At 51.8% G+C, this 24,107-nt stretch carries 15 protein-coding genes and 1 pseudogene; 10 read left to right on the top strand and 6 right to left on the bottom strand.

Annotation, left to right across the window (positions count from 1 at the left end):
- Window positions 1-5: 5 nt before the first annotated feature.
- On the bottom strand, window positions 6-1,169 hold the full coding sequence (locus C2M24_RS01340; RefSeq protein ID WP_105213040.1) for a Gfo/Idh/MocA family protein: 1,164 nt from the start codon (window positions 1,167-1,169) through the stop codon (window positions 6-8).
- 204 nt (window positions 1,170-1,373) lie between these two features.
- Here C2M24_RS01340 and C2M24_RS01335 point away from each other — a divergent pair, with 204 nt between their 5' ends.
- The gene (locus tag C2M24_RS01335) at window positions 1,374-2,099 is read left to right on the top strand and encodes an AraC family transcriptional regulator (protein ID WP_105201099.1); all 726 of its coding nucleotides are present in this window, start codon (window positions 1,374-1,376) and stop codon (window positions 2,097-2,099) included.
- Between the two features lie 16 nt (window positions 2,100-2,115).
- On the opposite strand, the gene C2M24_RS01330 is transcribed toward C2M24_RS01335, so the two are convergent.
- Together C2M24_RS01330 and C2M24_RS01325 are read right to left on the bottom strand one after the other, a co-directional pair.
- The gene (locus tag C2M24_RS01330; protein WP_105213039.1) at window positions 2,116-3,018 is read right to left on the bottom strand and encodes a BadF/BadG/BcrA/BcrD ATPase family protein; all 903 of its coding nucleotides are present in this window, start codon (window positions 3,016-3,018) and stop codon (window positions 2,116-2,118) included.
- Window positions 3,005-3,745, bottom strand: a complete 741-nt coding sequence (locus C2M24_RS01325) for a copper homeostasis protein CutC (RefSeq protein ID WP_105213038.1) — start codon at window positions 3,743-3,745, stop codon at window positions 3,005-3,007. The genes C2M24_RS01330 and C2M24_RS01325 overlap by 14 nt, the downstream gene beginning before the upstream one ends.
- A 365-nt stretch (window positions 3,746-4,110) precedes the next feature.
- On the opposite strand from C2M24_RS01325, the gene C2M24_RS01320 reads away from it, so the two are divergent.
- Entirely contained in the window at window positions 4,111-7,101 is a 2,991-nt protein-coding gene (locus C2M24_RS01320) for a TonB-dependent receptor (protein ID WP_105213037.1), read from the top strand.
- Between the two features lie 140 nt (window positions 7,102-7,241).
- A complete protein-coding gene (locus tag C2M24_RS01315; RefSeq protein WP_233999473.1) occupies window positions 7,242-10,055 on the top strand; it encodes a discoidin domain-containing protein in 2,814 nt (937 codons plus the stop codon).
- Window positions 10,056-10,110: 55 nt separating this feature from the next.
- Here the strand turns inward: C2M24_RS01315 and C2M24_RS01310 are convergent, their stop codons facing one another.
- Window positions 10,111-11,265: a chorismate mutase gene (locus C2M24_RS01310; protein WP_105213035.1), complete on the bottom strand. Its 1,155-nt coding sequence runs from the start codon at window positions 11,263-11,265 to the stop codon at window positions 10,111-10,113.
- A 456-nt stretch (window positions 11,266-11,721) separates the two neighbouring features.
- Here C2M24_RS01310 and C2M24_RS01305 point away from each other — a divergent pair.
- A pseudogene (locus C2M24_RS01305) lies at window positions 11,722-14,728 on the top strand (bifunctional diguanylate cyclase/phosphodiesterase).
- A 45-nt stretch (window positions 14,729-14,773) separates the two neighbouring features.
- On the opposite strand, the gene smrB reads toward C2M24_RS01305, so the two are convergent.
- Window positions 14,774-15,337, bottom strand: coding sequence for an endonuclease SmrB (gene smrB, locus C2M24_RS01300; protein WP_105213034.1), 564 nt, complete (start codon window positions 15,335-15,337; stop codon window positions 14,774-14,776).
- Window positions 15,338-15,424: 87 nt separating this feature from the next.
- On the opposite strand from smrB, the gene prmB reads away from it, so the two are divergent.
- From prmB to C2M24_RS01270, 6 genes are all read left to right on the top strand, one after another.
- Window positions 15,425-16,360, top strand: a complete 936-nt coding sequence (gene prmB, locus C2M24_RS01295; protein WP_105213033.1) for a 50S ribosomal protein L3 N(5)-glutamine methyltransferase — start codon at window positions 15,425-15,427, stop codon at window positions 16,358-16,360.
- A gap of 41 nt (window positions 16,361-16,401) precedes the next feature.
- A complete protein-coding gene (gene aroC / locus C2M24_RS01290) occupies window positions 16,402-17,502 on the top strand; it encodes a chorismate synthase (protein ID WP_105201018.1) in 1,101 nt (366 codons plus the stop codon).
- Between the two features lie 85 nt (window positions 17,503-17,587).
- Entirely contained in the window at window positions 17,588-18,142 is a 555-nt protein-coding gene (locus tag C2M24_RS01285; protein ID WP_105201019.1) for an elongation factor P hydroxylase, read from the top strand.
- The gene (locus tag C2M24_RS01280; protein WP_105213032.1) at window positions 18,132-19,262 is read left to right on the top strand and encodes an ATP-NAD kinase family protein; all 1,131 of its coding nucleotides are present in this window, start codon (window positions 18,132-18,134) and stop codon (window positions 19,260-19,262) included. Before C2M24_RS01285 ends, C2M24_RS01280 begins: the two co-directional genes overlap by 11 nt.
- Entirely contained in the window at window positions 19,262-19,540 is a 279-nt protein-coding gene (locus C2M24_RS01275; RefSeq protein WP_105201021.1) for a YfcL family protein, read from the top strand. The genes C2M24_RS01280 and C2M24_RS01275 overlap by 1 nt, the downstream gene beginning before the upstream one ends.
- A 173-nt stretch (window positions 19,541-19,713) precedes the next feature.
- Window positions 19,714-21,270, top strand: a complete 1,557-nt coding sequence (locus C2M24_RS01270; protein ID WP_105213031.1) for an AbgT family transporter — start codon at window positions 19,714-19,716, stop codon at window positions 21,268-21,270.
- Between the two features lie 66 nt (window positions 21,271-21,336).
- Here C2M24_RS01270 and C2M24_RS01265 read toward each other — a convergent pair whose 3' ends face one another.
- Window positions 21,337-23,937, bottom strand: coding sequence for a TonB-dependent receptor plug domain-containing protein (locus tag C2M24_RS01265; protein ID WP_105213030.1), 2,601 nt, complete (start codon window positions 23,935-23,937; stop codon window positions 21,337-21,339).
- Window positions 23,938-24,107 lie beyond the last annotated feature (170 nt).

Below are 24,107 nucleotides of genomic sequence, written 5' to 3'. Positions count from 1 at the left end.
ACGTTTTAGTGATCCATTGTGAAAGGGTGCCACTTGCTGTCTTGCTTAGACGCCGCAACGGCATTGTAAATAAACGCCATGCCACGAACGGCCTGGTCGATGCCGGGTACATCAAATGCCTCGTTACTCGAAACCTGACCCGCCTTGTACGCGCTGATCTGCGCCGCAAAATTGCGGTAAATATTGGCAAAGGCTTCGAGGTAACCCTCAGGGTGGCCCGCGGGAGTACGCAGTGCCGTCATGGCGGCCTCACTCAGGGGGCCTACACCAGCACGCAACAATTGCGCGGGGGCATTATGGGGGCGAAGCCAGAGACTATTGGGGTCCATTTGTGCCCACTCCAGGCTGGCATGTTCACCATAAATGCGCAGGCGCAGATTATTTTCCTCGCCGACAGCGATTTGGCTGGCCATTAGCACGCCTTTGGCACCATTATTGAAACGCAGTAATACGGTGCCATCATCATCTAAGGCGCGCCCCGGCAATACCTGGTTAAGATCGGCACAGAGCTCGGTGATGGTCAGGCCACTGACATACTCCACCAGGTTGGCGGCATGAACGCCTATGTCACCCATACAGCAGCTAATGCCAGACGTGTTGGCATCTAGGCGCCACTTCGCCTGTTTACCTTGTTCATCCGCCGCTTGCGACAGCCAGCCCTGAGAGTATTCCACTACCACCTTGCGAATGGCGCCAAGCTCACCGGAGATAACGCGCTGTTTGGCCTCTTTGACCATGGGGTAACCTGTGTAGGTATGGGTCAAACCGTACAGGCTGGTATTTTGTTCAAGCAAGGTAGCAAGCTGTTGTACTTCAGCAAAGGTGAGAGTAGCCGGTTTATCCGAGAGCACATGGAAGCCGTGTTCTATGGCCATTTTAGCCACCGGGAAGTGCAAGTGATTGGGCGTGACTATGGCGATAAAGTCGGCGCGTTTATCCGCCGTTAGCTGGGCTTCCCCCGTGATTAGGCTTTGATAATCCCCGTAGCAACGCGCCGGGTCCAGGCCGAGTGTTTGTCCCGTGCTTAGGCCGCGCTTTGGATCTGAACTAAAAGCGCCGGCGACCAAGTCTATTTGCCCGTCCAGGCGAGCCGCAATACGGTGTACCGCGCCTATAAAGGCACCTTCACCACCGCCGACCATGGCCATTCGAATTCGTTTGATACTCATCTAATATTTCCTATAAGCAGGGTGCTAGCGCTCGGGTGTAAAACAGGGTTGAAAAACACCGTGCTTATGAGTTTAGTTAACATCGTGTTATCGATAATAGGGAAGTGGGCTGCTTGGGGGATAATAAAAATTCGGTTGACAATGCAACAAAATCGGCGTTTACAATAAAAGCACGAGCCCCTTAATTTGAGTATGCGTAAGCCCATGGAACGTACCGAATTTCTACATAAAGTCGGCGTAAATCAATTGATTGCCGCTTTTGATCTGATCCCCGATATTCTTTTTTGGGTAAAGGACACCGACAGTAGAATCCTGCATGGTAATCAACACTTTATCGAGCACCAAGGGTTTAAGTCTCTCGACCAGATCCTGTTTAAAACGGACTTCGACTTTTCCCCTAAACACTTGGCGTTTCAGTATGTGAATGACGATAAGCGGGTGATGCAGGGGTATGTGGTGACCGACCGCTTGGAGCTGAATTACACGGACAGGGGAGAGCTCGGCTGGTTTTCTACCTCCAAGCATGTGCTAAAAGATGAGCAAGGGAAGATCATCGGCACCTATGGCGTAACGCGCCATTTGCAAAAAACGTCCAAGGCTTTGTCGCATGTGAAGGCCATTGAGGCGCCGGTGGAGTATATTCGCAGCCATTTTCATCGCCATATTGGCATCGAAGAGCTCGCCGAGTTGGCGCACCTATCGGTGAGTGCGCTGGAGCGTCGCTTTAAAAAGCATCTGGCAAAAACGCCCAACCAGTACATTAACGAAGTGCGCCTTGAGAATGCCCGCAAACTGCTGGTGGAAACGCAACTGCCGGTGTCGCAGGTGGCGTACCAATGTGGCTTTGCCGAGCCCAGCTATTTCAGCAAACAATTCAAGCGCCTCTTTGGTGATGTGCCTTCCAAGCTGCGGGAAACTATCGAGGGTTAGATTCTGCAAACAGACCCTAACCCCCCAGTCTATGGTGCACCAACGCAATCGCGCCACTTTCCGGTGTTGCCTGCATGGGGGTGAGCAGGTCGCGGTGTTCATCGCTGAGCCAGGGCTCGAGTGCATGAGCAACGCCGCCCATCAAACAGATGCGGCTAAAGCCTTGATGTTGTAAATGGTCGATATAGCGAGATACATAACAAGCGGCTTGGCTGAGGAGCGCTTTCCCCAAGGCTTCATGGCCATGACTAAACACCAAAGGAGCAAACTGGGCAAAATAGCCCGGCGTGGCATTAATGCTTTGCGCCGTAAGCTCTCCCGCGGTGTTGCAATGGGTGTATTGCAACAGGGCGTCACTCAAGGGGCATGAAACTGTTAGACCATCCAGTACCTCCAGTGTATGGCGCACCAGGTTTAGCCCTAACCAGGCACCGCTGGCGCCGTCGCTTAGCAGCAGCCCGTGGCCGCCAAATTCAAGCATCCGGCCTTGGTCTATGGCGCCGGCACAAAACCCGGTACCGATAATGATCACCGCGCCCTTAGCGGCTTGATGAGCGCCGGCACAGGCGATATGCATATCCGTGGTGATATCCAAGCGTGCAAATGGATGTTGCCATTGCATCATTTTGTTTAAGGCCGATGGCACTGAAGCCCCGGCCAAGCCTGCACAGGCATGGATGGTGTTTAATTTCTCAAGAGGCAAATCGGCGTACATCAAAGCACGTACAGCAGCCTCGGTGATCGATTCCTGGGCCTGATTGAAGGAAGTTGCTATGTTGGCGGGTCCCGATGTCGCTTCGGCGAGGAATAAGCCATTGCTATCTTCAAGGCGCACCTTGCATTTACTGCCACCGCCATCAATACCGAGATAAAGCCTGGGAATGCTGGGCGTTTGCGTATCCTGTTTAGTCTGTTGCATCTAGTATTGCCTCGAGAGCCGAATGTGATACCTGGTCTTGCGCCTTGTGTACGCCGCCGTAACTGTGCAGTGAAAGAGGGCCGCCTTCACGCGCTAGGGTTTGCCAAAGGGCTCCGGCATTTTCCGCCGTTACCCCGCCGCCTGCGACCACTTCAATACGGCCGCCGGCATGCCTTACTAATGCCCGTAGGCGTTCTATCCCTGCCGCAGCGCCCAGGCCACTTTGCCAGGGAGTGCCGCTGCTGAGCACCCGATCTAACCCGAGGTTTATCAGGGTATCCAGGGCGTTGAATTGATTGTCGATGGCATCAAAAGCACGATGAAAGGTGCATGTGAGTTCAGCTTGTTTAGCCTGTTTCACCAGGGCCTGTACTACTGGAGCGTCTACTTTGCCCGCTACGCTCAGGGCGCCAAAGACGACCCCAGTGGCGCCATGGGCGGCCGCCGCTTCTATGCTGTTAAGCATCTGCGCTAAGGTTGACGTATCCACTCTAAAGGAGTGGGTATTGGGGCGGATCATCACAAGTAGCTCGGTATTTGCGGTCACTAACTCACCGGCAAGTGCCATGGCCTGAGTACTCGGTGTGGTGCCGTTTTGGGCCATGTTGGCGCACAACTCAATGCGCCGAGCACCACTGTTGCACACCACAGCAAGGTTCTGTCTAAGCATCTGAAGATTGTCCGCATTCAGACAAACTTCAAGAATTTTACTATTGTCGGCGTTCATTGATCCCCCTTGCTGTGTTTTTTCTTTTTGTCACCGTTTCAATCTTAATTGTTTTTTAATCTTATAAATCCTTTTTAATCATTTAGTTACCTTTCCAATTTTGATTCTGGGTTAGCCATTCTTATAGGGAGAGCACTATAAATCAGGCCGTAGTTAATTGGATCTTTTTTTAGTCTATACGCCGATTTTGTCTTAGAGCTCACCGAATTTATATTATCGCTCCAACTGGTCATGACTCTATTCTGTGGGCAAGTTTTACAAACTATTAACTTGTGAAAAGTAAGGCAGTAATAGGAACGTAGGCGACATTTCTCGTCAGTCTTTTGTTTGGCGAGCAACAATAAGAAAGATACTTGGAGACTGAAATGGCCAACAATAAGAACAACCGACGAGGCGCGGGTCATGCGCAGCGGTTCACAAAGTCTGCACTGTTTTTAGCAATGATGGCGGCGGGAAATGCAGCCTATGCCGACCCCAGCGTCGAAGAAGACGAAGATAAAAAAGAAATAGAAACCATCGAAGTGCGCGGAATACGTGCTTCAATGGCAGAAAATATGGCAATTAAACGCCTGTCCAATGCCATTGTCGATGCCATTACCGCCGAAGACATAGGCAAGTTTCCCGATAAGAACGTCGCCGACTCTTTGCAGCGAGTTCCCGGTATCGTTATCTCCCGCAGCGGCGGTGAAGGGGAAAACGTCAGTATTCGCGGTTTGTCTTCGGATCTGACCTTTACCCAACTCAATGGTAACTTTATTGCCTCGTCTCCGGGCTCACCGTCACGTTCATTTAGTTACTCCTTACTACCTTCGACCATGGTGCAGTCCGTGGAAGTATTTAAGTCCTCAGAGGCGCGCTTAGATGAAGGTGGGGTGGGTGGGACCGTGATTATCCACAGCCGTAAGCCATTGGAGATGGATGCCAATTCTGGCGCCCTAAACCTCGAATACACCTATGCCGATGTCACCGAAAAATACGAGCCCAACTTCAACGGCGTGTATTCATGGAAAAATGATGAGGAGAACCTGGGTGTGTTAGTCGGTTATTCTCGTCAGGACCGCACCAACCGCTCGTTAGGCGGAGATATGAGTGGCGGCGGTGGCTGGCGCTGGGCCACCAGCTCAGATCTACCCGCGGTTGATACCCAGGGCAATGAAATTACCGACAGCAGCCGACGTTTCGCCGCCTTAGAAGATGCTTATGGCAATGTGTATGACGGCGTCTGGGCGCCTCAGGTTGCCGGCGTTGGGGTAACCAAAGAAAAACGTGAGCGTGAAGGGATTCAAACCACCTTGCAGTGGCTACCCATGGATACCCTAGAGCTGACCTTTAACTACTTCCATTTTGAATTGGGCCAGGACAGAACCACCTCGCAAATGTGGATCCCAGAATGGAAATACAACCCCAATCACCTAGTTGGGGTTGAGCTTGATCAGAGCGGCACCATAGTGACGGGCATGGACTTTACCACGGGCGCCGGTGGCACTGAGGGAAATATGGAATTCCCCTGGATTATAGGCAGTTATACCCTTGAAGAAGACACCTCAGACACCTATGACTTCGGCTTTGAGTACAGCGGCGACGTCTATGACTTAAAAGGTAAATTTGGTCGCACCAAGGCCAGTGGAGGCCCGTCTGAATCTTGGCGTGCGGCGTACAAAAGTGGCCAGCCCGCCGGTCGCAGTGATTCCGGCCGGGTGGAAAATGCCGCGGCCTTTGCCGGCTGGCGTTTGGGTGACCGCGTCTCCTTGTATACGGATCCAGCCCTTCTGGATAACCTGCTGGGGGGTGTTGCCGGCGACCCGGATCCGGGCTCGACCGGCTCGAGTTATATCGTCAGTGATCTGGAAGAAGATTATGGGCAATTGGATTTTAGCTACCATTTGAGCTCGGGTTGGGTTGATACCCTGCGGGTGGGGGTGAAACACCGTAAGACCAGCTTGCACCGCGAAACCAATAACACCTTCTTTATCACACAAGAGGGGGCGGCGGGCATCGCTAACGGTACAATTGATCCATTTAGCCAAGGTGCCATCGACGAGGTTTCTTACCAGTGGATCGGTGGCATGCCAAACCTGGAAGATGTGCTTAATAGCCGTTCAGAGCAGAATATTCCCGGTGGTTTTGATGTTAACGTCATGCCCACCATTAACTGGGACAAATACCGCGATATCGTCACCAGTGAATACGCCAAGTACACCCGCAAAGAGCCGGATTTTGTCTTTGATATCGAAGAGAAAATCACCGCCGCCTATGTGCAGGCGGATTTTTCCTATGAAAGCCTGCGCGGCAATGTCGGTGTCCGTTACGTAAAAACCGAAACCGATATTATGTCTTCGGACAAGATCAATTTCTTCCTGGACGACATTGATGATGTTACCCAGGAAGACATCCTTGGTGAGCGCCGTTTACTCGATGTGGAAGAAACCATTGGCCGCACCTCCACCGACCATCAGTTTTTACCCAGTTTAAACCTGGTGTGGGATGCCACCGATAACCTGGTGCTGCGCGCCGCGGCGGCGAAAACCATGTCGCGCGCCCCATACAACGATCTAGGGGCTCCGGAGCAACTGACCTTTATCTCTCAGGAGTGGGCCGACGATCGCCTGGAATTCCGTGGTAACCCGGTTGAGCCGGGCTGGCAGGGATCTGGTGGTAACAAGGATTTAAAACCCTACGAGTCGGTGCAAACGGATATCTCCGCCGAATACTATTATGGGGAGGGCTCTGCGGTTGGTATCGCGCTGTTTAACAAGGACGTAGATAACTTTATCGTGCCCTTGATTATCACCTCGGTACGTCCTTTTGACGGTTTTACCAACCCCAATACCGGTGAGATGATCGTGCCCGAAGGGGAGATCACGGTGACGCCCTTTACCACCACGGCAAACGGTACCAATGCTACCTCGCGCGGTATTGAGATATTCGCCCAGCACGCCTTTGATAACGGTTTCGGCATTAACACCAACTACACCCTCAATGACACCAACCAGGCGGATGTCAGTGTCGATGGTGAAAAGGTAGGTGAGTCTGCTCTGGTGGGCAGCGCCGATAACCAGTTCAACTTCTCTGCTTACTTTGAGAACGACACCTTCAGTGTTCGCGCTTCCTACAACCGTCGCGGCAAGACCGCACTGGGCCTTGCCGATGGCTTGACCGTCTACCAGGAGCCCTACCAACAGGTCGACTTAAACGCTTCCTATAGCTTGATGGATAACCTGTCCTTTAGCGCCTCGGTGATCAACTTGACCGAGGAGGAGCCAAGAACCTTTTATGGTGAGGACAGCAAGGCCAGGTTACGCAGCAGCAGCTACAGCGGTCGTCGCTACTATGCCGGCTTAACGTATCGTTTTTAATTAACTCATTATGTGACATGCGCATTTAGGCCCGAATTGATGGCAAGAAAGAAGAGCAATAATGCCCAGCTTCGGGCGGTGCGCATCAGTAAAGAACAAGGTAGCAATAGAAAAAGTCTAATTTTATCAAAGTGACATCGGTGCCCTTGGTACTGTGCACTGTGCTAAGTGGCTGCGGCGGCAGTGATGATCCTAACCCTCAAGACGTCCCGGTTGCTGCGGCAAATACGGCCGCAGAGCTGGCAGGCTCAGTGGTCAAAGGGACCTTAAGTGGCGCGCAGATAAGTGTGGCCAGCCTAAATGGCACCGAGCTTGGCATCGATGCCGAGGCCATGACGGATACCCAAGGCGAGGTGTTTTTCACCGTCACGGGCGCACCAGGATTTGGTATTAATACCACGGTGAAGGTGACAGCCAGCACCACGGCGCAATCGAGTATGGTGTGTGATGCGCTCATGTGTGGCGATGCGCAAATTGCCCAAGAGCTAAGCGGCGACGCCCTTGTCGGTGCGCAGCTAAGCACCTTGGCTCAGGTGAGCGTGCCCTATGGCAATCAGGCCGATGGTGAGGCGGATGCAAGCATGCAGGTCAACGCCCTGACCACCTTGGCGACGTTTTTGGTGGAGCAGGAAATTGCCAACGGTCGCAATGTCTCCAGTGCCGAGTTGATGGCGCTGGCGCAAGCGGATATGTCAGCCTTACTGCTGCGTATCATGGGCTGGCAAACTAATAACACCAATGTTTTTGAAACGCCCGTGGTCAGTGCCCATAGCCTGGCAAACTTTCAGGGGGCCGAGCAATGCGAAACCAATGAGGCCGGTGAGCAGCAGTGCCAGACTCCATTAATCGATGAAGCCAGCATTAAGTTGTCATTGCTCAATGCCGCCTTTGCCGAGCTGAATATCGGCGAAACCCTCGCCGCTAATTTGAGTGCTGCACAAGCCGATATCAGTGCGGCCTTGGCGGATGATGCCGAGGCGCTCGAGCGTTTTCGCCAGCGTCTGTTTGATGCCATTGAACGGCATCCCTTGAGCGCTGAGTTAGGGTTCAGTGGTGCGTCGATTGTTGATTTAACCTTGCCCTTGTTTGATGAGGCAAGTAGCACAGGGCCGCTTAAGGAAGTGAGCACGGTGCAAACCATGTTGGATGCCACCATCAGTGCCCGCAATGCCATCAGTGATGCGGAAAGCGCCGATAAGGCCTTCGATAATGACGTGCAAACCAAGTGGCTCGACCATAATGATTGGCAAGGTGCGCCAAGTGTAGAAGATCCGTCCTGGGTGCAGGTGGACTTTGCCGTGCCACAGGCGATCAGCAGCGTATTCATTACCAGTGCCAACGACGCCCCGGCGCGCGACCCGGAAAATTTCGATATTCTGGCGTCCAATGATGGTGGCCAGAGCTGGCTAACCCTAGCTACCGTTGTCGGTGCCACCTTTGATGAGCGTTTTGAGCGTCAGGAATTTGCTTTTGCCAACGCTCAGGCGTACGCCAGCTACCGTATCAATATCACCAAGAATCAGGGCAATGATGGCTTGCTGCAACTGGCCGAAATCGATTTTGTTGGCCCCGTGCATATGAGCGTGGACCACAGTGATGACCCACAAGCGATCGCCTCGGCCCGCAACAGCATAGGCGATGCAGAAAACCAGGATAAGGCCTTTGATAATGACCCAACCACCAAATGGCTGGATCACAATGACTGGCAAGGTGCGCCCAGTGACGCGGATCCGTCCTGGATTCAGCTCGACCTCAGTGCTCCAAAGGCGGTGAATGAGCTGGCCATTACCAGCGCCAACGATGCCCCGGAGCGCGATCCGGAAAACTTCTCGCTGCTGGCGTCTAATGATGGCGGTGAAAGCTGGATAACCCTGGCAAGCTGGGTCGGAGAGGCCTTTGATGAGCGCACCGAGCGCCGCACCTTCGCCGTGGCCAATCAACTTGCTTACAGCAGCTATCGCCTGGAAATAAGTAAAAATAAGAATAACGATGGCCTCTTGCAGCTTGCTGAAGTAGAGCTGATCGGCCCCGATCTGGAGGGGCTGGATCATTCCCTAAGCAGTGGTGCCAGCTACAGTGCCCGCTTTAGTATCAGTGATTCCGAGAGCGCGGCGCAGGCCTTTGACCGGGATGTGAGCACCAAGTGGCTGGATCACAATGACTGGCAGGGCGCACCCAACGAGGAAAACCCGGCGTGGATCCAGGTGCAGCTGGCCGAGGCGCAAGCCGTGAATGAGCTGATGATCACCAGTGCCAACGATGCGCCCGAGCGTGACCCGGCTAGCTTTTCGCTGTTGGCCTCGAACGATGGCGAAACCTGGCTGTCATTAGCGAGCTGGGCGGGGGAGGAATTCTCCGAGCGCTTAGAGCAACGTAATTTTGCCCTGAGCAATGGCTTGGCCTATTCGCATTACCGCCTGTCGGTAAGTGCCAATGCCAACAATGATGGCCTGGTGCAAATTGCCGAGGTGGGCTTTATTGGTCCCCAGTATCAGTTGCAGGATTTAACCGAGCTGCCTGGCACTCTCTTTAGTGCGCGCTCTAGTATTGGCGATGGCGAAAATCAGGATAAGGCCTTTGATAATGACCCAAGCACTAAGTGGCTGGACCATAACGACTGGCAGGGCGCACCAACGGCTGAAAACCCTTCCTGGATACAGGCCGACTTTAGTGCCCCTCAGGTGATCAGTGAAATCGTCATTACCAGTGCCAATGATGCCCCAGAGCGGGATCCGGAAAACTTCAGCCTGCTTGGCTCCAATGACGGCGGCGAAACCTGGGTGGAAGTGGCATCCTGGGTCGGCGAGAGCTGGGATGACAGACTTCAGCGGCGCGCCTTTAGCTTTAGCAACGGCTTTGCCTATAGCAGTTATCGCGTGAGTATCAGTAAAAATGCCAATAATGATGGCCTGGTACAAATCGCGGAAATCGAGTTAATTGGTCTTGCAAATTAACCTGCCCACAATGCAAAAGAGCCAGAAGTCATAACTTCTGGCTCTTTTTTAGGTGTTAATTCACTTCCACCGCCTGCAGTGAATCGCTTTGATAACACCCCAGGATGCGTACAAACTGGGTGTGATCTTTTAGGGCCTCAAGAGCGCGTTGCACCTTTGGCTCCGCCAGATTGGCAATTAAATCCACATAAAACACTTCTTCCCAGGGGTTGCCAGGAACCGGACGTGACTCAAGTTTCACCATGTTAATGCCATGCTCCTTGAACACCATGAGCGCATCAGCCAATGAACCCACATGCTGCTCCGTGGCCATAATCAATGTGGTCTTGGTCGGTATTTGTGTTGAAACCTGCATGGCCTTACGCGCCACCACGATAAAGCGACTGTGGTTCTCACTTTGATTAGCAATGCCGGTTTTTAAGACCTCCAGACCTAAGTGCTTGCCAGCTTCCGCAGAGCCGATGGCGGCACTGTTATCACAATTAAGCGCCGCCTTCATGGCGCTGGTGGTGGAGTCACAGTTTTCCAGTTGTACTTCATTTAAACCTTGAATAAAGCGACTGCACTGGGCAAAGGGTTGGGGGTGGCCGAAAAGCTTGGTAATGTCGCCCAGCTCGGTGCCGGGTTTAACCAAGAGGCAGTGCTCCACCGAATGGGTGACTTCGCCAACAATGGAAACCTGGGCGTGCTGGAGCAGGTCGAATACCTCGTTGATGCTGCCCGAGCTGGTGTTTTCAATTGGCAGCACGCCGAAGTCGGCTTGACCTTTTTCCACCGCGCCAGTGATTTCATCAAACTGGGCGCAGCCCATCTCGACCAGTTTACCGGGACGGCGACTGAAGTATTTGTGCACCGCCAGCTGGGAGTATGAGCCCTGGCCGCCAAGGTACGCCACCCGATTGGTCTCGCCCAATACCTCTGGGTTGAGGTTTTGCTGCAACATGGCTTGCTGGTGCAGCACCGAGTCTTCGAGCACCCGCTGAAACACGCTGTTGATATAGTAGGCATCCAGGCCGAGCGATTTACCATAGCTTATCAGCTTTTCCAGTAACTCCTGCTCTCGCGCTTCATCGCGAATGGGCTTGTTATTGGCGATTTTATATTCCACCACCGAATGGCTGATGCGGCGGCGTTTTGCCAATAAAATCAACAGCTCAGAGTCGATTTCATTGATGTCTCGGCGCAGTGCCAGGAGCGTATCATTGGTCATTATTAGGTTTCCTCATTCCCAAAACGAAAAAGGCCTCCCGTTTGGGAGGCCTTAGCATGTGTGTGAATCTCACGTACTCGCTCGCGCCTCCCTAACAAGGGTGGTAGATAAAGAAGCGAAAAAATACGAAAGAGATAATGTTCATGACTTCAATCTACTGGCTTGGGCGGTTAAAAGTCAATAGGCCTATGGTGGTTATTTGGTAATTATTTGCAGGTTCATCTCTCCTAGTCATTTTCGCCTAGTAAACCTTATAGAATGCAGACTAAGGCATTAATTTATTTGGGTGTTTATTCCGCAAAAGACTATATTATTCTTGTTGTTAATTCTTTTATCTTAGTTGTTACAAGGTTGGCTGATAATTAACGCCAAAAGAGCTATACATAAACGCTGTGACTGTTATATTTGCTAGCCAGCTAAAATAATAAAAACCAGATACTTAAAAAAGGATCGGCTGTGGTCTATAGGCGTCCGCCATCGCGATTTGGCATACACTCGCTAAGCATAAAGCTATCGGTATTGATCTCAGCTATATGCTTGATCGCCGGTATTTTTGCTGCCGTGTTTATGCTCAAATCCGAGCAAAAACAATTGATGCTCCAAGAAAATGAGCAACTGACCCAATACAAATGACCGATTTAGTGGTCAATTTGGGCAATTAATTGATAGTAAAATCAATATTGCCGAACAAGCTAATGCGGTGGTGGCCAGGGAGTTGTTTTCTGGCGAGCTTGAGCGCAGTGCATCGACGCCGCATTTTATTAGCAGCGATGAGCCTCTCCTGCGCAGCAGTACCCGTGATGGCGTGAGCGCTGCGGTAATGCCAAAAGCCAATTACTCTCCTTATTATCAACAATTATTTACCCATTCCGAGCAACTTTGGCGGGTTATTTCGCCAACTTTGCTGCAAGAGTTTGCCAGTTTTTACTTGTTAACCGCCGATGGTTTTATTCGTATAGCCCCTTCAACCTGGGCTATGGAGAGGCCGGATAATTATCGCACCCATGATGCGATTAATTTCAATCGTGTTGGCCCAGAACCAAACCCCAATAGGCTTACGCTATGGACACCTGTGTATTACGACACTGTGAGTCGCAAATGGGTGGTCAGCATAGTGACGCCCATTTATCAGAACAATGAACATCTAGCCCTAACCGGCGCCGATATCGAACTTAGCAGTTTGCTGCGTTTCTTGCCCATGGACGATAAGCAACAGCAAGTGTTCGTGGTTGATGGCCAAGGCCAGTTGTTGGCCCATTCGAGCCTGGATGAGGCAACATATCAGCGTTACGGCCGTGAGGGGCGGGTGCTGCGCCTGTCCGACTTTATTACCCCCCAACTGGCGGAGTTAGTCGGCAAGGCCTTGAATTCAGAGCAGTCGACCATGAACGAGCAGTTTGAATATGAAGGGGATCAGTACCTGGGCACCATGAGTAAGCTTGAGGGTCTCAACTGGTATGTGGGCATGTATCGTAAGCAATCGAGTGCATTGGAAGCACTTGAGGCGTTACAGATTAAATTCTTAGCACTTTTTATTCTCTACCCGATTTTGGTCGCCTTGTTGTTACATCAGGCTCTATATCAACTGGTGCTGCGCCGTATTCATCTGCTTGTAGATGCGGTCTCCAGTTTTGCTAAAGGCAAGATGGACACTGAATTTCCTCCCGAGGGCAAGGACGAAATAGGCGTACTCAACGGCTCGGTTAAAGATATGAGCGTGGAGCTGGCCAACACCATCACCGGCCTTAATCAGCGTATTAAAGAAAAAGACATTGCCGAGCGGGCCGCCAATCGTTTGTCCAAGGCGGTGGCGCATTCTGGCACCGGGGTATTGATCACCAACTATCAGCTGCAAATCGAATATGTAAACCCGAAAATGCTGGAAATGACCGGCTTTAATGAAGAGCATTTTACCAATGGCAAATTACTGAACGTGATAGCCAAGGAAATGGCAATCTTTAACGACGATATCGAATACGATTTGCGCACCCGCAATTATTGGCGTGGCGATACCATGTTGGAGCAAATAGACGGCAAGGCGCTGTGGGTGTCTCTAAGCGTGTCACCTATCCGCGATGAGGAAGGGGGCGTAAGCAGCTATGTGGTTTCGGCGCAGGATATCTCCTTTGTGAAAGAAAGCCAGCGTAAAATGGAACAACTGGCCTATTTTGATACCCTGACCGGTCTGGCTAACCGCACTTTCTTCCGCATGCAGCTGCGCAAGTCCATGGCCCTGGCCGAGCGAGGTCACTACGCCTTTGCATTGTTTTATTTCGACCTTGATGAGTTTAAGCGCATTAACGATACCCTGGGTCATGACAGCGGTGATCAACTTTTGGTCGAGGTGGCCAATCGTTTGAAAAATCGTTTGCGTACCGAAGACACCATAGCCCGTCTTGGTGGCGATGAATTCGCCGTGCTGCTCAGTGGTATTGAAAGTCACGAGCGCGCTAGAAACGTAGCCCACACCATACAGCACACCTTGAATCAGCCCATTACCCTGGGCAATAACGAGGTGATCGTCAGTGCCAGTATCGGCATTACCATGGCGCCGGATGACAGCAGTGAGGAAGACCAACTCCTTAAACATGCGGACCTGGCCATGTATGAGGCCAAGGCCAAGGGCAAAAACACCTATCACTTCTATTCCAGTGAGCTTAACGCCGCCGCCAACGAACGCCTGTATATTGAAAACGAGCTACGCCAAGGTATTCGTGACAGCCAATTCCATCTGAATTATCAGCCTCAGGTTGATAGTCGCACCGGCAAGGTGTTGGGTTTTGAAGCCTTGATCCGTTGGACGCACCCGACACAGGGCGCCATTTCGCCGGTGAAGTTTATCCCTATCGCCGAGGCCACGGGCTTGATTGTTGAGCTTGGCGAATGGGTGCTCTATGAAGCCTGCAGGTTCTCCGCACGCCGTGCCCAAGCTGGGCTTGAAGCAAATGTTTCGGTGAACTTATCGGTGCGCCAGTTCCAGGATGCCAATTTGATCCCTAGTCTTGCCAATATTCTTGAGCAGACCAAGGTGGCTCCCAAGAATCTGCATTTGGAGCTCACAGAAAGTATGCTGATGGGGGATGTGGGTACCGCCATTTCTCAATTGCATGATATTAAACGCCTGGGCGTGTCGATTTCCATTGATGATTTTGGCACTGGCTATTCATCGCTTAACTACTTGAAACGCTTCCCTGTTGATGTGCTTAAGATTGACCGCTCCTTTGTCCAGGATATTCCGGATGATCCGAATGATATGGCGATCACCGCGGCGATTATCGCCATGGCGCAAAAGCTGAATCTCAATGTGGTGGCCGAAGGCGTGGAAACCAAGGAGCAGATGGAGTTCTTAAAAGCCAATAACTGCTTTGTGTTGCAGGGTTATTACTTTAGCCCGCCGCTGTCGGAACAGGCGGTGGCCGAGTTGCCAGAAGTTATTTCCGGCTGCGAGGCGACGACCGAATAAGGGCGTTCAAGGGGCCCTTACGAGCCCTTCGCTATTGGCAGGGCACTACAGCAGTGCACTGATATCCACGGGTAGGTCAATCAAAATTAATAAGGCACCCTTGCCACCGTATTCCAGCGGCGCCTGGTGCATGGCAATAATATCCGGATGCTGCACAAGATATTGAGGTACCTTGTGCTTTAAAATGCGCTCGCCAATGCCATGTACCACACAGGCGCAGGACACATGCTGCTTTTTGCAGGCACTGATCAGCGCCGCCAGTTCCAGCTTCACCGTTTCCTTGCTCATGCCGTGGCAATCCAGGATAAGCTCAGGTGCATAATCCCCGCGGCGTAACTGTTTAGCCAGATACCTGTCTTCACCTTCTTTGACATAACTGACCGTACCCTGGGTATCTATATCGGGTATGTACTCATCGGAAAAGTAGAATTCGGTTTTGCTTTGGCGCTGCACCTGTTGGCGCTCGCCTATGTGCTTTTTTTGCCCGCTTGTCAGACGCACTGTGTCGTTTTTCACCCGCTTGGTCGTGCCTATGCTTTGGCGAAATAAATCGATGTCGTCTTGTGATAGTTCGGCGTTGTCCGAACTCGGAGATTGGTGTTTTTTCATGGCCGAGATTTTAGCCAAAAAAAGCGTAAAAACCTAGCGCTAAACACGCTACAATGGCGACATTATTAGCTGAACTAGCAACAGAATATGAACGAAAACCTTATTAGCGACGCTGAACTGCAAGAAGCTCAGCAGGAATTGCATAGCATTAGTGATTGGCTACGCTGGACCACCAGTCAATTTAGCGCCCATGGTATTTACTTTGGCCATGGTACAGACAATGCCTGGGATGAAGCGGTGGCACTTATTTTACCTTCACTGCACTTGCCTATGGATGCGCCGCAAAACCTGCTTGGCAGTCGCCTGACCAGCAGCGAAAAAGCACATTTGAGTGCGCTTATCGCCAGACGCATTAATGAGCGTACGCCTGTGGCCTATTTGACTAATCAAGGCTATTTCGCTGGCATGCCGTTTTATGTCGACGAGCGAGTGTTGGTACCGCGTTCGCCTTTTGCCGAGCTGATCAGTGAGCAATTCTCTCCTTGGATTCAACACCCAGAGCAGATCACCCGCGTACTGGATATGTGTACCGGCTCAGGTTGTATCGCCATTGCCCTTGCGCAGGCCTTTGACAACGCCTTGGTGGATGCGGTGGATATCTCCCCGGATGCCCTGGCTGTGGCCGATATCAATATTCAGGATTACCAGTTAGAGGATAGAGTCATGCCGATTCTGTCCGATGTCTTTAGTGGCGTCGGCGATGAAAAATACGATCTTATCGTTGCTAACCCGCCTTATGTGGACGCCGAAGACATGGCTGACTTGCCAGAAGAATTTCATCACGAGCCCGAGCTGGGTCTGGCCTCTGGTGAAGACGGCTTGGATGTAACCCGTGAGTTACTGGCCAAGGCTTCTGCCCATTTGACCGAGCAGGGCTTGTTATTTGTTGAAGTAGGCAACTCTATGGTACATATGGATATGCTTTACCCCGACGCGCCCTTTACCTGGTTAGAATTTGAACACGGTGGCCTTGGGGTATTTATGATTTCGAAAGCGGATCTTGACGCCTACTTTGGGCAATAAGACTCGCTGACTTTTCGCGCCATTTGGAATGAGGATGAAATATGGCAGGTAATAGTATCGGGCAGCTGTTTCGGGTGTCCACATTTGGTGAGAGCCACGGCCCCGCCTTGGGTGGGGTGGTCGATGGTTGTCCCGCCGGTTTAGAGCTTGATGAAGCGGATTTACAGGGCGATTTAGACCGCCGTAAACCGGGACAAAGTCGCTACACCACGGCGCGTCGTGAAGAGGATAAAGTGAAGATCCTCTCCGGCGTGTTTGAAGGACAAACCACGGGTACCAGCATAGGTTTGTTGATTGAAAACACAGATCAGCGCTCCAAAGACTACAGCAAGATCAAAGACGTGTTTCGTCCTGGTCATGGTGATTACACCTATTGGCACAAATACGGTATTCGTGACTATCGTGGTGGTGGCCGCTCATCGGCACGGGAAACCGCGATTCGTGTGGCCGCCGGTGCTATTGCCAAAAAATACCTTAAGCAATTCCATGGCATAGAAGTCAAAGCCTGTTTGTCACAGCTTGGCCCCATTAAGGCCGAGCAGTATGACTGGGCACAGGTCGAGCAAAATGCGTTTTTCTTCCCAGATAGCAGCAAGCTTGATGCTCTGGACGAATATATGCGCGATTTGAAAAAACAAGGCGACTCTATCGGCGCCAAGGTCAAGGTGGTTGCCAGTGGCGTTCCCGTTGGTTTGGGTGAGCCTGTGTTTGACCGCCTCGATGCGGAGCTGGCTCATTCGCTGATGAGCATCAATGCAGTTAAAGGCGTGGAAATCGGCGACGGCTTTGCGGTAGTCGAACAAAAGGGCTCGGAGCATCGCGATGAGCTGACTCCCGAAGGTTTTACCTCTAACCATGCCGGCGGCGTGCTCGCGGGCATTTCTACCGGTCAGGATATTGTTGCCAGTATTGCCCTTAAGCCAACCTCCAGCATTACCGTGGTGGGGCAGAGTATCAACACCAGCAATGAAGCGGTGGAGATGATCACCAAGGGTCGCCACGACCCCTGTGTCGGCATTCGTGCCATTCCTATCGCCGAAGCCATGATGGCCATCACCCTGATGGATCACTTATTGCGTCAACGGGGGCAAAACCCTGATGTGCAACTTGAGCATGGGCCCATCCCGGGGCAAAGAGCCTAACAAAAAGCGCAGCCCCTAGGCTGCGTTTTTACTTTAGCGACCAAAGCCCGTACAATCGCGCTGTGTTTTAGATTTCCCCTTAGTTATGCATCAGGTTGACGAACTCATCACGCTCTTTGAGCGCACATTTTTTGCGAGCCATAACACCCGTTTGGTACGAGGCGATATTGAGCCTATTTATCTGCCCGCCGATGACGAGTGCGACTTTCATCGCATCGTTTTCGCCCACGGTTTCTATGCCAGTGCCCTGCATGAAATAGCCCATTGGCTGGTGGCCGGAGAGCGCCGCCGTCAATTGGAAGATTATGGCTACTGGTATTGCCCCGACGGCCGGGATAAGGCGCAGCAACATGAGTTTGAAAGTGTCGAAGTGCACCCACAGGCCATTGAATGGGCGCTGTGTTTGGCCGCCGGTTTTACCTTTAACGTCTCCGCCGATAATCTTGGCGGTGAGCAGACCTGTCGCTTCTCCTTTCAAAAGCGGGTCTATGATAAACTCCAGACCCTGATAGAGCAGGGCTTTAACGGCCGCACCGAGCAATTGCTTAAGGCGCTGGCACAGCATTATGGCCAAGCTTATCCGCTGCGCCGAGAGCAGCTACAATGGCAACCTCCAAAGGAACTAGATTATGCAGTTTAAGCTGGGTTTTATTATCAATCCTGTAGCCGGCCTAGGCGGTTCGGTGGCTCTAAAGGGCAGTGATGGCGCCGATACCGCGGCCAAAGCCATGGCCCTTGGCGCCGAGCCCAAAGCGCATCTGCGTGCTCGCGCGGCGCTTGAGCAACTGGTGCCTTATCAAGAGAATTTAACCATCTATACCGTCAATGGCGGCATGGGTGAGCAGGTGGCCCGCGATCTTGGCTTTAATGTTGAGGTGGTGTATCACAGTGCCATCCCAACTACTGCACAGGACACCGAGCATGCGGCGCAGTTGCTTTGTGAGCAGGGCGTTGACCTTATTTTGTTTGCCGGCGGTGATGGCACCGCGCGCAATCTTTGTCATGCTATTGGCGAGCGAGTACCTGCCTTGGGCATTCCCGCCGGTTGTAAAATTCACTCCGGTGTCTATGCCATCACCCCCAAAGCGGCAGGCCGTGTGGTGGAAATGCTGGTCAAGGGCGAACTGGTCACCCTTAGTGAAAGCGATGTGATGGATATAGACGAAGACGCTTTTAGGGCCGGAGCGGTACGCGCCAAGCGCTATGGTGAACTGCGGGTGCCAAGCGAGTTACGTTATGTGCAGGCGGTGAAAAATGGCGCCGGTAAAGAAGTAGACGAGCTGGTGCTTGCCGATATCGCCGCCTATGTGGTCAGCGAAATGGACGAAGACTGGCAATATATTATTGGCTCAGGCTCAACCGTGGCCGCGGTAATGGAAGAGATGGGCCTGGACAACACCCTGCTTGGCGTTGACCTGGTAAAAGACCAGGAATTAATTGGCCGGGATATGACGGCGCAGCAGTTGCTCGAGGCCTGTAAAGACCAGCCGACTAAGCTGGTGATCACCCTGATAGGTGGTCAGGGCCACCTATTTGGTCGCGGTAACCAGCAATTGAGCCCGGCGCTTATTCGCACCATAGGCAAAGAGAATATTATCGTGGTGGCAACCAAGAGCAAGCTACAGGCCCTTGAAGGGCGACCACTGATTTGTGATACCGGCGACAGTGCCCTGGACGACGAATTATCCGGTTATATCCAAGTAACCACAGGTTTTAATGACCACGTGCTCTATGCCGTGGGCCACAATGAGGAGCAGTAATGCCTTATTCAAACTATGTAGACGCGGCACAGCGTTTTTTTGACGACCTGGTTGAGCATGCCGATGACGACCAGCTTTTTGCCGGCGGCTATTTGCGCGGTCACTTTGATTTGGCCGTGGGCTATGCCCAAGTAGAAAACCTGGCTCTAAGCCCACAGGAGCTAAACGAGCAAATCGAGCAGAGCCTGGTTAAGGCCTATCATAATGGCGAATTAACCGACACAGATCGCGACCATGTAGTGGTGATCTGGGAGCAGGTGAAAGCCCTGGCCAGCTAAGAGCCAAGGATTTCTAGTTTACAGGCATTAGTTCGTTCTAATGCTTTAGCATGTAGCCTTTATGTTAATTTTCAAGTAGGCTGCTTGTTGTTATTCACTCGGGCCCAGTGCCCGAGTGACTGTTTTTAGGTTATACCAATTCTGTTAAGTGAATTGGTATTAGGAGTCACAATATGAATAATAATAACGGTGACCAGCAAGGAGCTGCACCAGGCGGCGCAATCGCGCGCTTCCTTAACACCATAGAGCGAGTGGGGAATAAACTGCCGGATCCGGCGATGATCTTCCTCTTTGCTATGTTACTTATCTGGGTTTTATCCTGGGCCTTCTCGGGCGTGACCTTTGATGTTATCGACCCACGCACTAAAGCCCCCATAGTGGTGAATAATCTGCTTACTGGCCAGGCCTTGGCGGGCTTTTTGGCTTCCATGGTTACAACCTTTACCAGTTTTGCACCCTTAGGCGTGGTACTGGTGGCCATGCTGGGTGTGGGTGTGGCCGAGCATTCCGGTTATATCAATACCGGCATTAAGTTGATGCTTAAACGCACACCTAAGGCGCTGCTGACGCCCATGGTGATCTTGGTGGGTATTGTTTCGCACACAGCCACAGATGCCGGGTATGTGCTGGTAATACCGCTTGCCGGGGTGATCTTCTATGCCATGGGGCGTCATCCCTTGGCGGGTATTGCCGCAGCTTTCGCCGGGGTAAGTGGCGGCTTTAGCGCCAACTTTATTCCATCGGGCATAGATCCCTTACTGCAAAGCTTTACCCAAAGTGCGGCGCAGATCATCGACCCGAGCATGGAAGTAAACCCGCTTAACAATTATTACTTCACCTCACTGTCGAGCATCTTTATCGTGCTGGTGGGCTGGTATATCACCGACAAAATTATTGAGCCGCGTCTGAAAAGCTCAGAAGTGGACGGTAATACCGATGAACTGCCCGCCTTTGATCAGGCCACGGGTAAAGAAAAGAAAGCCTTTTTAATCGCCACCGGCGTTATGCTGGCCGGCTTGGCCTTGTTAGCCTATGTAGCGAGCTTAGAGACGTCACCGCTGCGTGCCAAAAATGGCAATCTGGCGGACTTTAGTGCGCCGATTATGCAATCCATAGTGCCGCTGATTTTCTTGCTGTTCTGGATCCCAGGTGCGGTCTACGGCTTTGTTGCCGGTACCTTTAAGAGCTCCAAAGACATGATCATGGCTATGACCAAGTCCATGGAAGGCATGGCCTACTATATAGTTATGGCGTTTTTCTGTGCCTTGTTTATTGCCGCCTTTGCGCAGTCGAATCTCGGTGCCTTGTTAGCCATTGAAGGGGCTGCGGTACTTAAGGCCATGTCGCTGCCAAGTGGGGTGACCATAGTTGGTATCATCTTCTTAACCGCCTTTGTAAACCTGTTTGTAGGCTCAAGCTCGGCGAAATGGGCACTGCTAGGACCTATTTTTGTGCCTATGCTGATGCAGCTGAATATTTCTCCGGACTTAACTCAGGCCGCGTATCGCGTCGGGGATTCCAGCTCTAACATCATTACTCCGCTGATGCCTTACTTCCCGCTGGTAGTGGTCTACTGTCAGAAGTATGTTAAGAACACAGGTATAGGTACCCTGATTGCCATGATGCTGCCGTACTCCATCGCTTTCCTCGTGGGCTGGAGCCTGTTCTTACTGGCTTATTGGGGTCTGGGTATTCCGCTGGGTATTCAAGCTTCATATACCTACGGCTAACCAGCTCAGGTATCACAACGCAAATAAAAAGGCCGCTATTTAGCGGCCTTTGTCGTATTTGGCGTATTAGTTAAAGCGCCATGTCAGGTTGGTGTAGATATAACGACCACGGGGGTTGTGTACCGAGGATACATAACCGTAAAGGTCGGAATCGCCATCACCAATAGCGAACGGTGGCTCTTCGTCGAAGACGTTGTTCATGCCCACAGAGATACGAATATCGTCATTGAAGTTATACGCACCTTGAATATCTACCAGGGTGTGCGAGTCAACATCACGTGATTTCTGGGTGTCAAAATCAAGGGCACCGTCGAAATCGATATCAGGAGTATCTTCAAACGAGCCGACGTAACTGATGTTCATGTTGACATTGAAGTCCTGGAACTCCCAGTTGGTGGCGAATAAACCACGGTGACGCGGGTACTCGTACTCGCCAATATATTCACGGCCATCTTTGTTGAACTCGTGCATATATGACCACTCAAGGTTGAACTTGAGCAGACCCATGTCGTCCATATCCATCTTATAGTTGGTGGATATATCGATACCCGAGGCTTCTTGCGAGGAGACGTTTTCAAACGTGCTATGCACCTGTTGGATCACGCCCAGGCTTTGGCCTGCAGCAGGAGGAAGGCGAACACACACAGTGCTGTTTTGGTCGTTACAGTGAGTGTTGTAAACACTACCGAAGTCTTGCTCGTCAATCTTATTGTCTTGCTCTATGCTCCAGATATCTACTGAAAGTCCGAACTCGTTAACAGGCGCCCAAATAGCACCTAGGTTCCAAGATTCCGACTCTTCCGCTTCCAGATCCGGGTTACCGGCAAACTCGATGTTGTAGTCAAGTAAGTCACAGTCTTGGCCCGTGGCCTGACAACGATAGGTATCAACGAAGAATTGGCTCTCTTCCGATGGACCTAAGCCAATTTGTGCCAATGATGGCGCTCGGAAACCCTGAGCCCATGAGCCACGTAAAGAGAACTCGCCGTTTGGTGCCCATTTAAAGGCGACTTTCGGGTTAGTTGTTGAACCAAAGTCGCTGTAGTCATCGTGACGACCAGCAAGTTGTAGCTCAAGCTCGTCGCTTAGCGGAATTGAGAATTCCACATAGGCTGCCCACTGGTCGCGTTTCGCTGCTGCTGATACCGACTCGGTGCCGAAGATCAAGCCGCGCTGGAATTGATCATCCGGTACGTCGCTGACGTCTTCTTCACGGTACTCAAGGCCTGCCGCCATCATTACCATCTGCTCGTTAAACTCAAAGGCTTCACCGCTGATGCTGGCATCGAATGAAGTCATATGCGACTCACCGCGACGTACCAGGCTGGTGGTGATACGGTCGATAACTTCAGCTGAGTTCTGCACGCCGCCGAAGGGGTTATAGTTACCGGCATCGATTTCCTGCTGTAGGAAGTCAACACGCACCCAACCCATAGAGCGATCACCGCTTTGCTCGGACTTACTACGACCTTTTTGTGCTGCTACTTCCCAGCCCCAGTCGTTGATTTCACCGCGCAGACCTGCAACTAGGCGCAGGGTGTCTGATTCTATATCCCAGCGGCGCGGTCCTGCATCTACGGTACGGTAACGACCGATCTCAATGTCTTGACCAAATGGGTTATTTGGGTGGCTACCTGGAACGGTTAGGCCCGCATCTTCATCTAATGGCGTGGGTGCACCAGCGGCTTTAGAGGAGTTGTGCTGGGCGGCGATTTCCATAAAGGCGGTGATATCGTTATCGAATTTATAATCGAATTGGGCGATGGCACCCACTCGCTCGGCAGGCGGGGTAATAAAGCCATAAGGACCGTAATCGAATAAACAGCTACCGCTGGAGGTAGCGCTGTCGGCTGGGCAATCTGGGTCAATGGTTTTCACGCCATCGACGTAGAAGTAACCCGGAAAACCGCGTGATGAGCGAAAATCCATACCACCGTAAGGTGATTGGTTGGCCGTGCCTAAGGAGCCCATTTCATCGGATTCAAGGCCGGTGTTTTTAAAGTAATCGAGAATAACCGAGGCGCTGCCTTTGGCGCTGGTGGTACCCCAGACCACACTGGCGGTGGTTTCTTCATGGTTTGGTCCCGTGGTTCCACCATAGCCGAGGTTGACCTCTATGCCTTCGATGTCCTTTTTCAGGACCACGTTGACTACGCCGGCCACCGCATCGGAACCATAAATGGCCGAGGCGCCGTCTTTTAAGATATCGATGCGCTCGATGGCCGATACCGGGATCGAGTTGATATCAACGAAAGAGTTGGTAATGCTCTCGGCGAAGGCACTGATAGCAACGCGGCGACCATTGATCAGCACCAAGGTCGCATCTGGGCCTAGACCACGTAAGCTCACCGCGGCACCACCATTGGCGGTTGAATCCTGGTTATTGCCGCGAGTCGAGAAGGTACCATTACCGGCAACTGGCATACGCTCTAGCAGCTGTTGCAGGTTGTCGTAACCCATATTGGCAATGTCTTCTTTGCCGATACTTTGTACCGGTGAAGGGCCTTCCATATCGGTACGTTTAATACGTGAGCCGGTAACTTCGATGCGTTCGACTTTTTCTGTGGTTGCCTCTTCGGCTTGGGCCTGAATAGACACGGATAGCGCGCCGGTGCCTAAAGCCAAGGTGAGTGCCGTGCCAAGAGCACTGGGTGTGAACTTTCTCATCCTGAAATCCTTATTATTATCCCTGTGGGGATTTTTCATTGTCATAATTATCTACTGCTAAATATCCACGTAGAAGTGTAGTAGAAATTTAGTAGAAACATAGAATTAACATTGTTAACAAGGATAAAGCAATGCACCTTTTGGTTGAATCTGTAAAAAAGCGTGTAGAT

Source organism: Pseudoalteromonas sp. T1lg22, assembly GCF_002964645.1.
Taxonomy (GTDB): Bacteria; Pseudomonadota; Gammaproteobacteria; order Enterobacterales; family Alteromonadaceae; genus Pseudoalteromonas.
The sequence above is the reverse complement of the archived record's forward strand: the minus strand, read 5'-3'. Positions and strand labels throughout refer to the sequence as shown.